We start from the raw sequence: 13,568 nt of genomic DNA on the forward strand, positions 1-13,568 counted from the left end.
TCGTCATCGGCAGGCGACGAAGACCGGCTCTCCCTTCGGCGGAGTGGTTGTCACGGTACCAACGCTCACTTCCGGGTTCGTAGGCGTGCCACCGACACAACTGTCACTGAAGATCAAAATAGGTAGCCACGACGAAGGGGCTTGCTCCCAAACCAAATCCGCAGCAACCACTGTCCCGGATGAGCCCTGGAACACGGCGAATGGTCCGCCGGCTTCGGAACCGAGCGGCGGACCCGTCACGGTCACGTTGAGCTGATCGATCGTGAACTGTGCCGAGTTGTCGGCGGAGAACGCCACCGCAGACTTCGCCGTCGTGATGGAGACGGTTCCCAGTGAAACATCTTGGGTCCTCTGCAGCCCGACAGCTCCGGTACCTGGACCTATTTCGGTGTCGATCACCGTGCAATCGATCAGCGAAATCCCGGTAACAGGCGGGGTTGCAATAGATTCCACGAGAACCGACCAGTAAAGACAGTTGTTAACGGCAACGCCCGTTACCTCTAGGTCGAACCGGCTGAAAGTGTCGCCAGGCGACCCGTTCGGTCTTGCGAGTACGTGCAGCCCTGTGTGAGAGTCCTCAACGGTGATCCCATCCAGCTGCACACCGCGCGACGCCACATAGTGCCACCCGGCGCCCGAGTCCGGCGATGCCGAGTCGACCATGACACCTGCTCCGTTCGATACTCCGTCGACCACTACTGCAGCTACCGTTGATCGATTGACCCCCGCCAAACGCACTCCGTTTGCCGCACCGCCCGACACTTGGACGTCGGTGACATCGAAGTCGGTGTTCGACCACTCGGTCAACGCCGGGAAGGAAAAGGTCTCGGAAGCGCTGTCGAACTGGGCTTCTGGAGAGTAGTAAGTCACCAGTGCCAAACCGTCGTCACCAGTGTTCATTGCTGAATACCTTTCGACGGTTCCACGTCGGCACGCGTTGAAATGGAGTCCGTCGGCCATGGTGTTCTCGACGTGAAGTCCGTCAACAGTGATGTCGGAAACGCCCATCATGATCACACCTGCCTGCGGGCTCGACTCGACTCTGCAGTCGCTCAACGTCACCCAACTAACCGGCCTGCCGGGTCCGGTCCAACCATCGGGCACTGCCGACGTGTCCGATGCATATCCCACAACTCGGATTCCGTCGCCCATCGACCGCAGCGCCGGCTGGCTTGCCCACCGCACTGCCACGTTGTGAAGAGACACTCGCTCCAGCGGACCACGCAGCACGATGCCGTGGCTCGTGCCGGCTCCGTTGTCGTCCAGGTTGTCCATCAGAAGTTCGGCACCGGTGTCGAAGTCGATCGAAACGTCAGAGATCCCCACTATCGAGATAGCAGCGCCGCCTGCTGGATGACGCTGAGTAAAGCGGTACTGGCCGGACGGAAAAAGTAAGACGTCTCCAGATTTCAGTTCGGCGACGGCATTGCGAATGGCAATCGAGTCATCCTGTGTCCCATCACCAACCGCACCGAAATCGCAAACATCGATGACGTCACCGCCGCCCTCGACGCGGCGAACGGCGTTGAAGGATTCAGGCAGAGCGGCAGGCAGAGCCAACGCTGCCGGGAACATTCCGAGAAATTTGCGGCGCGACAGCGCCGACGACCAGTTAGCCAATGGGTACCTCACTCAGGAAGGAACATATCTTCTCGGCAGTAGCTGTTGACACGATCTCGGACTGGCGCCGCTTGACATGCAACTCTCCGCGATGACTCAACGACGCCCTGGCGTCTTCGTTGTCACAGTACTTCTTCACGAGTTCGGCCAAGGCTTCGGAATCGTGCGGATCAAAATACTCTGCTCCGTCGCCGCACGTTTCCCTCAACACCGCGATGTCGGACGCCAGAACCGCGGTACCGGACGCCATTGCCTCCAGCGGCGGAAGACCGGCACCTTCGAAAAGTGAAGGCATCACCAATAAGTCCGCCTGAGCCACCAGAGCACGCAGACTGTCGAACGGAAGTCTGCCCGTTAACTGCACACGTTCACCCAAGGTTGCCACAAGCTGGTTGATTCGGTCGTCGAGTGTCCTGAGTGACTCATCGCCACCAGCTATCACCAGTGTGTGTGGGATGGAATCCGAGATCGTCGCAAATGCGTCCAGAAGTACCGGCAAGTTCTTGTGCCGCTTGATATTGCCGACATACAAAATGTAGGGGCGTTGAATTGGCGACGACGCCGGGTCGGCTTCAGAGAACCACACGTCGTCTACTGGGATCGGCGTCACCAGCACCTCGGATGAGGGTGCGATTGCAGCCATTGAACGGGCGGTGGCCTGGGACGGGGTGAAAATCGTTGCGGCCCGTCGTGCGCTGAGTTTCAGCATCGTCCACGCGTACGCGTTCTTTGCGCGATTCTGGTCGCTCAGCTTTTTGTCTTCGATATGGAGGGTGTCATGCACCGTGGAGAAGTATCGAACGTCCCGATTACGAGGAGACGTTAGTGCAAAAGGAAAGGGGTAGTGCGGAACCCACAGTGCCTGCGGACGGGTTGCCGACAATGCGCGACGCCACACGCGTTGTTCACCCATTGAATACATTCGGGCCTCGGCGGGATCCGCAAAAATCACACGAGTTTCTTCGCTGGTGTCAGGTGCTGCATTTCGGTCGGCGAGGATGGCCAGCCGGAATCCACGTTCTTTCAGCACTTGCTCGAGCACAGGAATTTGGGTCCTGATGTAGGTGCCGATACCACTCTGACGAATATGTCGGGCATCGAACAACAGATCAACCGACTCGCCATCTCGGCTCGCCTGACCGGCACGGGGAGTATCCATAAGTGAATTGTTGCAGGTCCGTCAATTTGACGGAGATAATGATGCCCTGTCAAATGTCCGACTTCGCAGATGAAATGGTACCTTCGGCACGAAGGAACTGATCTTGTCGGATCACCGGTAGTTTCAGGTGCATTCACGGCAGCAAATGGCGACTTCGGCTGGGTATCAACAAAGCTCGATCAGCCGGATCGTCAGATAAAAGGGCACACACCAAATAACTGTCACACGTTGCGGGAGTCTCGAAGCAAACATGAACGAACCCAAATTAGCGATAGTGCACGAGCGATTCACTGAGATCGCGGGTTCCGAACATGTGGTCGAGCAACTGTCCTTGACCTGGCCGCACGCCGCCGTCCACGTGCCTCTTGCCCGGCCTGCAGGCATACCTGCAGGACTTTCGTCCCCTCCTGTCACGACATGGGTCGACCGTGCCTACCGGATGCTGGGAAGGTCTTCTTACGCACCGCTGATGCCGCTGCTGCCCAGCGCTTTTCGCGGCATGAAGCTGGGAGAGGTCGATGCGGTGGTGGTGAGCCATCACGCATTCGCCACACAAGCGGCCTTCTCCACCGATGCGCCCGTGATCGCATATGTTCACAGCCCGGCGCGCTGGGCCTGGGATCCCGCCTTTCGCGCGCAGGAGTCGGGTGGCGCGGCTGGCGCAGTCGCGCTCGCAGCACTGGCGCGAGTAGCGCGACGGGGAGAGCTGAAAGCTGTGAGTCGGCTCGACCAGGTAGTCGCGAACTCGACCGAGGTTGCCGACAGGATTCAACGCTGGTGGGGCAGAGAAGCAGTGGTGGTGCACCCACCCGTGGACACCCATGGATTCACCCCTGATTTCTCGATCGACCGGGAAGATTTCTTCCTTCTTGCCGGCCGCTTGGTGCCTTACAAACGGCCAGACCTTGCAATTAGAGCCGCACGGCAGGCGGGCAAGAAACTCGTCGTTGTGGGCGATGGCCGATGGATGGACGTCTGCAAGGAGTTGGCAGCCGACGACACCGTCTTTGTCGGGCGAGTCCCCCACGATCAACTACTGGATCTTTACCGGCGGGCCCGAGCCCTGCTGATGCCCGGTGTCGAGGACTTCGGCATCGTCCCGGTCGAGGCGATGGCAACCGGCACCCCCGTGATCGCTTTGGGCGAAGGCGGTGCGCTCGACACGGTTATCCCGGGAAAATCCGGTGTCCTCGTGTCCCCTGGCGACGACACAAAGGTGGTCAGCGGTCTCGCAGAAGCAATGGAGGCATTCGATCCAAATAATTTCGATGCAAAGGTAATTCGCGCATGGGCCGAAGGCTTCTCACGGAAGGCCTTTGGAGAGAACATGATCAGAGTGGTTGACGGCGTTCTTGGGAGTAGATGACCGGTAGGCGGTCGAACATGCCCAAGTAGAACCGGACGTGCTTCCGGCGCCGGCAAAACGAATTCGATACTCCGGCCGGCCGGCGCCCAATCCTTTGTGTGCGTCCGATATCAGGCAACGCAATCCCAGATTAAGATTCAGGTGGCGTCGTGGGTAATCCGCGTCCCGCAAATGACTATTCCCGCATGGCGCAGTCCGAGGTTTTCCAGTCCCCGTCCACCAAAACCCAGGGCATGTTCGTATCGAAGTCGGTTTCCTCAGCGAACGAGATGCCGACAGTTCCCTTACCGCTGACCACTTCGGCGGTCACATCGGTCACTGTCCGGGGCGTCGCCTGAGCGACGTCGGAAAAGGCTTTGAACTCCTCCTCGGAGAACTTCTCTTGACATTCTCGTATGAAGAGATCGTAAGCGGCCGACGCATCGCCCGAGTAGAAACTGGTAGCCCACTCTTCAGCAGCAGACTGCAGTGCGCCCACCGGATCTTCGGCCGCAGTCGGCGTTGATTCTCCACTGCAGCCAACGGTAAGCAGCGCAAAAGACAGAACACCGGCGAACACAAACCTCTTAGCCATGATTTCTTCCCCTACCTCCGCGTCACAAGTGCCACGGAGCATATGCCCAACCGACCAGAATGACTGCGTCAGCTGACTGTCGAGCTCTTGATCTGACATCCCTGGAAGAACTTGGAACTCACACTTGTGGCGCTCGAACGCAATCGCGTCACAAATTCCGACATGTTTGACGCTGAACCGTTCCTGGCCAGAGCTGTAACTCAGCGAGACGGGGTCATAGCTGTTGTCGCGCACAGCGATTGATATGTATCCCGGTGATCGTCGAAAATTTCGACGGAACGTGACATGTGCCCACATGCTGATCGGTTCGAGACAACGCAGACGGGAGAAAAGCTTCAAACAATCGGGTTGGCCGGGACGCACAGCGGTTAAACGATGTTCGCCATGGCGATACTTTCGACATCTCCTGCGATAGATCGGTCCACGAACGTTGTTGTCGCGCTATGTAGTACGGTCCTTCCCATCCGGGTTTTCGCGGAGTTGTTCCCACTGGCGGAGCCGGTCGGAGATGATGTGTTCATAACCGTTGTCGGTGGGTTCGTAGAACCGTTGACGCGCCATACCGTCAGGGAAATAGTTTTGGCCCGAGAATCCTGTTGCGGTCTCGGGGTCGTACTCGTAACCCGCTCCGTATCCGAGGGACTTCATCAGACCTGTAGGGGCGTTGAGGATATGTGCGGGCGGCGGGAGGGATCCGGACCCCTTCGCCGCTCGCATCGCCCGGCTCAGGCCCCGGTATACCGCGATCGACTTCGGCGCGGTCGCAAGGTACACAACGGCTTGTGCAATGGCGAGTTCCCCTTCGGGAGAGCCGAGCCGCTCGTAGACATCCCATGCCGCAAGCGTCTGATGCACTGCGTGCGGATCGGCGATCGCGATGTCTTCATTGGCGAACCGCACGAGTCGCCGCGCGATGTAGAGCGGGTCCTCACCGCCGTCGAGCATGCGCGCCAGCCAATACAACGCAGCATCAGGGTCTGATCCGCGCATGGCTTTGTGGAGGGCGGAGATGAGGTTGTAGTGCCCTTCTTGCGACTTGTCGTACAGTGGCGCTCGTTTGTGCACCACCTGCGCCAGGCCGGCGGTGTCCAGCGGCGCGCTCTCCGGTGGCAGGGTGAGGAGTTGTTCGACGAGGTTCAGCAGGTAACGACCATCACCGTCGGCCATAGCGATCAAGGCCTCCGCAGCCCCCGTATCCACCGGGAGCGTGCGGCCGGTGAGCTGCTCGGCGCGATCCACGAGGGTGCGCAACGCCGACTCGTCGAGCCGCTTGAGGACGAAAACCTGGCACCGAGAGAGCAAAGCGCCGTTGAGCTCGAAGCTGGGATTTTCGGTCGTCGCTCCGACCAACACAATCGTCCCGTCTTCGACGTACGGAAGAAACGAATCCTGCTGAGCGCGATTGAAACGGTGAATCTCGTCGACGAACAGCAGGGTGCCCTGCCCGATCTCTCGCCGCTTGCTGGCCGCTGTGAACACCTTACGAAGGTCCGCAACCCCGGAGAACGTCGCCGACAACGGCTCGAACATCAGATCTGTGCGTTCGGCGAGAAGCCTTGCGATTGTGGTCTTCCCACATCCGGGCGGCCCCCACAAAATCGTGGAAGACAGTTTTCCCTGTTCGATCATTCGCCCGATCGGGGCGTCCGGGCCAAGCACATGCCCCTGTCCGACGACATCCTCGAGTTGCGTGGGACGGAGCCGATCTGCGAGCGGGCGTGAGGTGTCATCGACCTCGAACAGCGACGCCGCGTCAGGATCTTTCGTCATCGCTGTCCTCTTTTCTCTGGCTGTCGGCCGCGCCCGCCGATCTGATTCCGGTTTGCTTCAGGTCTTCGATGCTCGGGCGCAATAACGTTCGCTGGGAGGCTGGAAGCTGCTCGGTCACCAATTCGTAGGAGTTGTGGACGAGTCTCTCGGCCAGCGAGGCAGTCACCGATTCTCCAGCCCCAACGGACACCCAATGACGTTTGTCGAAATAACGTCCTCGCTCGATAGTGTCGTGTTCACCGATCAGGGCCGCCCCATGAGCAGGATCGACCTTCACAGTGATGATCGGCTCGCCTGGATCCTGCGTGACGACAAGGAACACGCGTCCGGCGACTTTGAAAACCAGCAGCTGCTCGGTGAACGGGTATCCCTCCGTCACCCCCGGCAGCCCCTGGGCGGTAGTGCAGGCGAGTCGCTGTAACCGGGGCCCAGTCAGACTCACCCGTGTCGTCCGAACGTGTCGGGGTCGACCGGCCGCTCCCGCTTGGGTAACTTCTCGACAACCAACAGATACGACTCGACGACCAAATCGTCGACAAGCCCGGCATCGACAGAACCTCCCGGGTGAACGGTGATCCAGTGCTGCTTGTTCATGTGATAGCCCGCGGTGATATCCGTGTGCGACTGCCGGAGTGTTTCCCCGTCCGCGGGTGCTGCCTTGACGATCACGATCGGCTCCCCGGTCACCTCGGTCTGCAACATGAACACCTTCCCGCATACCTTCCACACCTTCCAGTCCTCACCGAACGGATACGTCAGCTCCGCGCCCGGCAGTTCCGTCGTGCGGGCTGCAGCTCGCTCCTGAAGTTCCATGCCCTGCACCATTACCCTCCCACCTGAATGTACGTACAAACGTACGCACCAGCGCCGACACACTTACACCGATGCGATCGCCCACGTCCAAGACGAGAAAGAGGTTCGCGAGATCCTGGTCGACGCAATCTGCGGGAACAGCCGAGCCACCGAACGAGAACTGCGACCAGCGCGCGAAATGTACTCCTACGGATCAATCAGTTCCGGAGCGGGCGACCTGATTCGTGCGGGCGAAGCCGCCCCCATCGCGGCCCTTGCCGTCCGCTTCACCGAGCGAGCTGCCCACTCCCCGCCTCGCCGCGATTGTCGGCGAACAACCGGGCGTCGCTGTGTTGCACGTGCGCCGCGCGCCCGGGGACGGAAACCCGCACTCCGCGGTAGTCCACTGGGTGAGTCTCGGCACCGGAACATTCGGAACCGCATCATTTCCGACGCTCGATGCTCAACCCGTCACCATTCGTCCGGGCTCGGGTCAGGTCATCGCATACGTCGATCCCCAGACGATCGGAACACCGGGATTCGGGACCTTCTTCGTTCCCTGACACGGCGAATACTACAAAGTCGCCTTACTACCTTGAGCCGGAACGCTATTCGCACGCACCGCATCAGACCCGACGCACAAAAGAACCACGCTCACTCCATTGGGCCAATTCCCTTCGAAGATAATCCAAACGGCGGACCGCAAACCAGCCGACAAATGTGGCACGTAGCGGTCCGCGCGGTGGTGAGATGCCAGCATGGCTACCGCCGCCTTAGCGCGTCACGGCCTAAATGCTAGGAACTCCGGCCGCGGCGCCGTTCCCGAGAACGGCTTCCCGAGCGAATTCTCGACACTGTTGAAAACCACGAAGATGTTCGCTCTCGGCACCGGGGAGATGTTTCCTGACGATGCATGTAGAAGGTTGCTGTCGAACACAGTCATCGAACCCGCATCCCCCGTCAACACCTCTATTCCGTGGCGGGCGTAGAGCGTGGTGATCATCTGCTCGGAAGGAACACCGACCCGAGGCACTTCCTCGACCAAGGACTCCTCGAAGTAGCGGTCCGGCGTCGCCCCCGCGCACTGCAGGAAAGTTCGATGAGATCCGGGCATCACCATCAAAGGCCCATTGAAAAAATGATTATCGGTCAACGCAATTGACGCGCTCACCGCCCGGGGAGCCGGCATCCCGTCCTCTGCGTGCCACGTCTCGAAATCGGCATGCCAGTAGAACGCTCCGCCGCGGAAACCGGGCTTGTAATTCAACCTGCTCTGATGAACGTAGACCTCCGAACCGAGGATCTCGCGTGCGAGGGCTGCTGCCCCGGACTCGTCTACTGCCGCGCGCACCACCGGACTCAAATTCACGATATCGAAGATCGATCTGACCGCCGAGGAAGTTTTTTCCCGCACGATCCGCTCGTCGCCGACAAGTTCGGGTGCGGTTCCCAAACGTTGGACTTCACTCAGGCACCGTTGCACTGAGCTCGCATCAAGGACACCACGACGAACCGTGAACCCGTTCTCCTCGACATCGCGATGCTTCACTCGCATCTGCTCGCTCCACACAATCGGGTCGACACGGTCCAACTCGGTCGGGACGGTCGAGATCCGTGTGGCGTAACGATCAACAGTGACAACCATCAGTGTGAATTCTCCTACTCGTTGCTCGAACCGCGACGACAGCAGATGCGGCGCAACACACACGTGCGCACTTTCAAAACTTGCATCTACCGTGCGTCGAAAGGTCTTTCGTTTATAACACCGCGAGCAACACACACCCAAACGTGTTGGAAAACAACAGCTCTTATCCAGCCTTGCACGAATACGCGATCCACGGACTGGGCTGCTGCGAAAACGCAGTGGCGGGCCCTGATGTCGCCCTAGTCGGACGGGGCGCAACGGCCTGCGCACAACATGTGGCGCGGTTCCGGGTTTTCGGAACACGACCGAACTCGGTACCGATCTGGCGTCGATCACAAGAGGTGGCCGAAGCCTGGAAATGCTGGGTATCCTCCGGCGGTAGAGCACCCCAACCCAGGCTTGACGCAGCAACTGTCAGAGCCTCGGTCGAGTCCGATCAGCTCCGTCCGGTCGAGGGCACAATGATGACCTGCCCAGTACCCTCACGAGCTCAGGTGCTCAGTGCGTTCTCAGATTGATGAGTGACACTGAATCCGAAGTCCTTGTTAGACACAGGATGTGGGAATAGTCCTGGAATTAGCGCCCGCAGGGACCTCTGCTTCCGGACCTGAATATCGCCCTGGACTTGGCGTGCGCCAGTCCCCTCCCCACCGAACTCGAGCATTCCGCGGGCCCGATCATCCGGCACCCCATTTACGGCGCCTCACGCGCCGAGCGCACGACCGGCGTCCCTCCGAAGGCACTACAACGATCAGATAGCGAACCCCCGAGGATCCGAACCAAATCGTCACCACAAGCAATAATTCGTTTCGAGGACCAGTACCGGACAGTGATTTCAGCCAAACATGGTGCTCATCATCGACCACGAAAAAAATGTCATCGAAAGGAACCCATGAAGACAGAAATCAGTTGCGGGCCCGCATTCGCGCTGGCCGAAATCAGCGTCCCCGCCGGCGGATCCGTCCGTGTCGAAGCAGGAGCAATGGCGATGATGCGGGGCGACATCTCGATCACCACCTCGACCCGAGGCGGCTTCATGAAGGGACTCCGCCGATCCCTGGGTGGGTCGAGCTTCTTCGTCAACGATTTCGGCAGCGACCAAGGAGGTGTCGTCGGCGTCGCCGGCGCACTACCAGGCGACATAGTCGAAACCACCATCAACGAAGAGACACCGCTGCTCGTCCAATCCGGCTGCTGGCTTGCATCAGACCCAACCGTCGACGTCGACTCCAAATGGGGCGGCAGCAAGGGATTCTTCAGCGGAGCCGGACTTGTCCTGCTGCGATGCAGCGGAACAGGCGAGATCCTGCTCTCCAGCTACGGCGCCATCCGCCCGATTACCCTCACCACGGGGAAACCATGACACTCGACTCCGGCCATGTCGTCGCATTCGACGAATCCGTCCAGTACCGCATCCGCAAAGCCGGCGGCTGGAAATCGATGATCCTCGGCGGCGAGGGCATCGTCACCGAATTCACCGGGCCAGGCCGAATTTGGATGCAAACCCGCAGCGCAACAGACCTCGTCGACTGGCTCCGCACCCGAATGCCATCGAACAGCACCAGTAGCAACAGCAACAACAGCTGAGTCCTGAACGCAACAAACAAGTCGACGGCAGTCTCCGGGGGCGACATGCCCCCGTGTCCGTTCCGGACACCGATCTCCGCGATGTTGCGTTGCGGCCCAAGGTCCAACGAACCCGGAACAGTCGACATGTCATTTTCTCGTTGGACAGGTCAGGCCCTCGCCTTCCAGCGAGGGCCTGACCTGAGGACATGTTCGGTGCCGGTCGGAGGCGCCACTTCTTCCGGCTACCTACCTACAGGGGTGCAGTGATCGGGGCCTCGGGCGCATGCGTGACGGAGGTACGCCCCGTCTCGAGGTATTCGGTGACGGCCTGATCGATCACCGCGTTGCCGCCCTGGATGCCGGCGCCGTGATCGCCGCCTTCCACGGTGACCAGGTTCGCCCCCATGTCGCGGGCTAGCTGCACCCCACCCTGATAGGGCGTCTGCGGGTCGCGCAGCCCCTGCAGAACGAGCGGCGCCGTCGCCAGCCCCCGGTTGCTCAGCTCGGGCAACGCGGTTACGGGCGGCGCACCGGCGCAGAAGGTCCCGGCACTGTAGCCATACCCGATGAGCTCGAAGAGATCTCCGGTGATGAAGGTCGAGAAGAGCCAACCCGGGATACGATCCGGCCGATCCGCGACACTGTTCTCGTTACACAACATCAGTGATTGCATCATCTGGGACTGAGCAATTCGCTCCAACTCCAGCTCCGATATGTCGTTCATCCCAGCACCACTGGGAATCGCGTCGACACCGTCGCGGACTACCCGGGCCATGAGCGGCCAACTGTTCCGAGCTGGAAGCACCTGCCGCGTCATCACGTAGATACTCGACGACATTTGCGTGTGCGACGGATCGGCGAGTCCCCGAATGAATGCCTCGAACTGAACGCGCGCCGGCCCAGTCAGATCGACCCCGCTGCGGTAGGCATTCGCGAGTGCTTCGAGGCCGGGCGGTACGTCACCGATTTGCGAAGGCGGCGGCGCAAGCGTCGGGTTACCACCGGCCTCCGCGACAATCCGGTCTGACCATCGCTGGTAGACCTTGAGCGGAGTCTCACCAAGCCCGTAGGTGTCGTTGTTGGCGGCGATCCAATCCATGAGGTCGTAGAAGCGAGCTTTGTAGCCGTCGTTCTGCTGCCACAACACGTCGTTCCACAACCAATTTTGGTCGACCGCGGAATCGAGAACCATGCGACCGGTGTGCTGCGGGAAAAGCGTCGCGTACGTGGATCCGAGAATTGTGCCGTAGGACAGACCGTAAATGTCGATGACATCCTCGCCGAGCGCAACGCGGACCTGCTCCCAGTCCCTCGCCGTGTTCTCGGTAGTCAGGTGCGCAGTGGCGCCCGGCGCACCCGCCTCGCATGCATTTCGTGCCGCAGCCCCACCGAAACCGAAGCCTGCCGCCGTCGCCAACTCAGGGCCCACTGCGCACGAAAGCGCGCCGGCGTACGGGAGTCCGCGCGGTTGAACTCCGATCACGTCCCACTGTGCGCGAATCGCGTCGGGCAGGACGTCGACGAACATTCTGTTCGAGCCGATCGCGTCTCCACCAGGTCCTCCGGGATTGGTGAACAGCACGCCTTTGCGCGAGCCCGGATCTTCGGCGCGGTGACGGGTTACGAGCACGTCGATCGTGCTGGCGTCAGGTTCTGCGTAGTTGCGGGGAACGGTGACCGAAGCACACTGATCGGATGCCGGATCAAGCTCGTATTCGGCCGGGCAGGACTCCCAACGAAGATCTCCACTCGGTACCGGCTCCGCGGCGGCAATAGGTGCGACTCCGACGGAGATCACCGCGGTGACGCCGACGGCAAGAGTCACGAATCGACTGCGCCGTGAGAACGTAGTTTCTTTGCGCCGCATCAAATGCAAATTCCTGTCAATCCCCGACATACTCTCGCAGCCCCCTCGTAGTCAGTGCCGTAACGGCGGTGGCACCCACCCCGCCGCTTCGCTGCCAGTATTTCAGACGCACCACTGAATTCAGGAGTCACCCTCGAAGGTGTAGGCACCGATTCCTACGCTGCTGTCGCCGACATAGCCACGTGCTCGATCGAATCACTCTGCCCGCGAAACCATCTCGCCAAACGACGCGCAGAACGCGCAATAACGCTGGCGCACTGGCCCAACTGTGAAAACCACGGATCGGTGACGGTGCGCAAAGGCCAACGGCCCGTTTCGCGGGCGATGCGCATTGCGACGCGGCGGCCACGCCAGCGGCAATGTGCGATGATCGCCGCACGCCACAGCGGCTGATGATGGTGTATGCCGCCGCGCGAGTCGAAGTATGTGCACGATCAAGGGTCGAGGCCGCTCGGAGTGAGTGCCGCATGGGAGTCGAAGGCTTCGTCGAGGATGGTGAGCCAGTTGACAGCTCCCTCGTGCGCGCACCACTCGTCGTCGGCAAAGCTCACGATGGTGAAAGCAATTGCGGCAGTGAGTCGAACGTTCCGGTTGCCAGGGAAGGTACCTGGTCGTTTCGCCAGGACAGCTGCGACCTCGCGCTGCCATCGTTGAGCGACCAAGTGGGCACGCCCACGCAACACGGGAGTGTCAGCAACCACGCGGTGCTGACGCAGGCGGCGCTGACGCTCATCCCCGTGCACCTCGCGCACACGAAACATGCGTAACACCTGGTGGATCGCCTCGAGGTCCGGCTCGTGCGTCGGGCGCGCCTCGAGCGCGGCACAGAAGTCAGGGACCGTCCATTCGGCGTCGATGAAAAGGACTTCCTCCTTCGACCGAAAGTAGCGAAAGAAGGTGGTTACCGACACCTCGGCGTCGTTGGCGATTTCCTCGACCGTGGTTACGTCGTAACCATTTTCAGCGAACCGCTCTAAGGCGACATCAACAAGGCGATGCCGCGTAGCAAGCTTCTTGCGTTCTCGTAAACCCATAGTGACCTCAGCGTACGGTGGACTGCCCCGGACCTGCCACACACGCGGCGTCACAGACAGCATCAGCCAATTTCGTGGACCAGTGGCGCGGTTTGAGAGTGAATAAAAAAGTGGTAGTTGACTAACATTTGGTAGTTGACTTATGATTTTCACGTAGTCGAGGCCTCCACAA

11 protein-coding genes and 1 pseudogene are annotated in these 13,568 nt (G+C 60.3%); 3 read left to right on the plus strand and 9 right to left on the minus strand.

All coding sequences use genetic code 11. The annotated features are described in order from the left end of the window. Window positions 1-3: 3 nt before the first annotated feature. Together CJ178_RS13375 and CJ178_RS13380 are read right to left on the minus strand one after the other, a co-directional pair. Window positions 4-1,620, minus strand: a complete 1,617-nt coding sequence (locus tag CJ178_RS13375; RefSeq protein WP_143547515.1) for a glycosyl hydrolase family 28-related protein — start codon at window positions 1,618-1,620, stop codon at window positions 4-6. Beyond that, the gene (locus CJ178_RS13380; RefSeq protein WP_095886893.1) at window positions 1,613-2,779 is read right to left on the minus strand and encodes a glycosyltransferase family 4 protein; all 1,167 of its coding nucleotides are present in this window, start codon (window positions 2,777-2,779) and stop codon (window positions 1,613-1,615) included. The genes CJ178_RS13375 and CJ178_RS13380 overlap by 8 nt, the downstream gene beginning before the upstream one ends. A 250-nt stretch (window positions 2,780-3,029) precedes the next feature. Here CJ178_RS13380 and CJ178_RS13385 point away from each other — a divergent pair, with 250 nt between their 5' ends. Then, window positions 3,030-4,145 carry a glycosyltransferase gene (locus CJ178_RS13385; protein ID WP_095886894.1) on the plus strand — a complete coding sequence of 372 codons (1,116 nt, stop codon included), beginning with the start codon at window positions 3,030-3,032 and terminating at the stop codon, window positions 4,143-4,145. Window positions 4,146-4,320: 175 nt separating this feature from the next. Here the strand turns inward: CJ178_RS13385 and CJ178_RS13390 are convergent, their stop codons facing one another. The 4 genes from CJ178_RS13390 to CJ178_RS13405 form a co-directional block, all read right to left on the minus strand. Then, window positions 4,321-4,953 (minus strand): hypothetical protein, encoded by a 633-nt coding sequence (locus CJ178_RS13390; protein ID WP_095886895.1) that lies wholly within the window; start codon window positions 4,951-4,953, stop codon window positions 4,321-4,323. 207 nt (window positions 4,954-5,160) lie between these two features. Next, window positions 5,161-6,489: a replication-associated recombination protein A gene (locus CJ178_RS13395; protein ID WP_095886896.1), complete on the minus strand. Its 1,329-nt coding sequence runs from the start codon at window positions 6,487-6,489 to the stop codon at window positions 5,161-5,163. Continuing rightward, a complete protein-coding gene (locus CJ178_RS13400; RefSeq protein WP_218833723.1) occupies window positions 6,473-6,868 on the minus strand; it encodes an MmcQ/YjbR family DNA-binding protein in 396 nt (131 codons plus the stop codon). The genes CJ178_RS13395 and CJ178_RS13400 overlap by 17 nt, the downstream gene beginning before the upstream one ends. A 59-nt stretch (window positions 6,869-6,927) precedes the next feature. Next, window positions 6,928-7,302: an MmcQ/YjbR family DNA-binding protein gene (locus CJ178_RS13405; RefSeq protein WP_230590280.1), complete on the minus strand. Its 375-nt coding sequence runs from the start codon at window positions 7,300-7,302 to the stop codon at window positions 6,928-6,930. Between the two features lie 254 nt (window positions 7,303-7,556). Between CJ178_RS13405 and CJ178_RS13410 the strand changes: the two genes are divergently transcribed. Continuing rightward, window positions 7,557-7,844, plus strand: coding sequence for a hypothetical protein (locus tag CJ178_RS13410; RefSeq protein WP_257013125.1), 288 nt, complete (start codon window positions 7,557-7,559; stop codon window positions 7,842-7,844). A gap of 218 nt (window positions 7,845-8,062) precedes the next feature. Here the strand turns inward: CJ178_RS13410 and CJ178_RS13415 are convergent, their stop codons facing one another. Continuing rightward, entirely contained in the window at window positions 8,063-8,926 is an 864-nt protein-coding gene (locus CJ178_RS13415; protein WP_095887967.1) for a phytanoyl-CoA dioxygenase family protein, read from the minus strand. Window positions 8,927-9,818: 892 nt separating this feature from the next. Between CJ178_RS13415 and CJ178_RS13420 the strand changes: the two are divergent. Continuing rightward, window positions 9,819-10,513, plus strand: a pseudogene (locus CJ178_RS13420) (TIGR00266 family protein). A 232-nt stretch (window positions 10,514-10,745) separates the two neighbouring features. Here the strand turns inward: CJ178_RS13420 and CJ178_RS13425 are convergent. Both CJ178_RS13425 and CJ178_RS13430 read right to left on the minus strand, forming a co-directional pair. Next, complete coding sequence (locus CJ178_RS13425) at window positions 10,746-12,392, minus strand: alpha/beta fold hydrolase (protein WP_095886898.1); 1,647 nt, start codon at window positions 12,390-12,392, stop codon at window positions 10,746-10,748. Between the two features lie 404 nt (window positions 12,393-12,796). Further along, on the minus strand, window positions 12,797-13,396 hold the full coding sequence (locus tag CJ178_RS13430; protein WP_179300747.1) for a TetR family transcriptional regulator: 600 nt from the start codon (window positions 13,394-13,396) through the stop codon (window positions 12,797-12,799). Window positions 13,397-13,568 lie beyond the last annotated feature (172 nt).

The sequence above is a fragment of the Rhodococcus sp. ACPA4 genome, from assembly GCF_002300185.1.
GTDB lineage: Bacteria > Actinomycetota > Actinomycetes > Mycobacteriales > Mycobacteriaceae > Rhodococcus_F > Rhodococcus_F globerula.

Excerpts from the sequence above, each read along its gene's own strand:
- CJ178_RS13385 (WP_095886894.1), top strand. The coding sequence starts at position 3,030 with ATGAACGAACCCAAATTAGCGATAGTGCACGAGCGATTCACTGAGATC.
- CJ178_RS13395 (WP_095886896.1), bottom strand. The coding sequence starts at position 6,489 with ATGACGAAAGATCCTGACGCGGCGTCGCTGTTCGAGGTCGATGACACC.
- CJ178_RS13405 (WP_230590280.1), bottom strand. The coding sequence starts at position 7,302 with ATGGAACTTCAGGAGCGAGCTGCAGCCCGCACGACGGAACTGCCGGGC.
- CJ178_RS13430 (WP_179300747.1), bottom strand. The coding sequence starts at position 13,396 with ATGGGTTTACGAGAACGCAAGAAGCTTGCTACGCGGCATCGCCTTGTT.
- CJ178_RS13425 (WP_095886898.1), bottom strand. The coding sequence starts at position 12,392 with ATGTCGGGGATTGACAGGAATTTGCATTTGATGCGGCGCAAAGAAACT.
- CJ178_RS13380 (WP_095886893.1), bottom strand. The coding sequence starts at position 2,779 with ATGGATACTCCCCGTGCCGGTCAGGCGAGCCGAGATGGCGAGTCGGTT.
- CJ178_RS13415 (WP_095887967.1), bottom strand. The coding sequence starts at position 8,926 with ATGGTTGTCACTGTTGATCGTTACGCCACACGGATCTCGACCGTCCCG.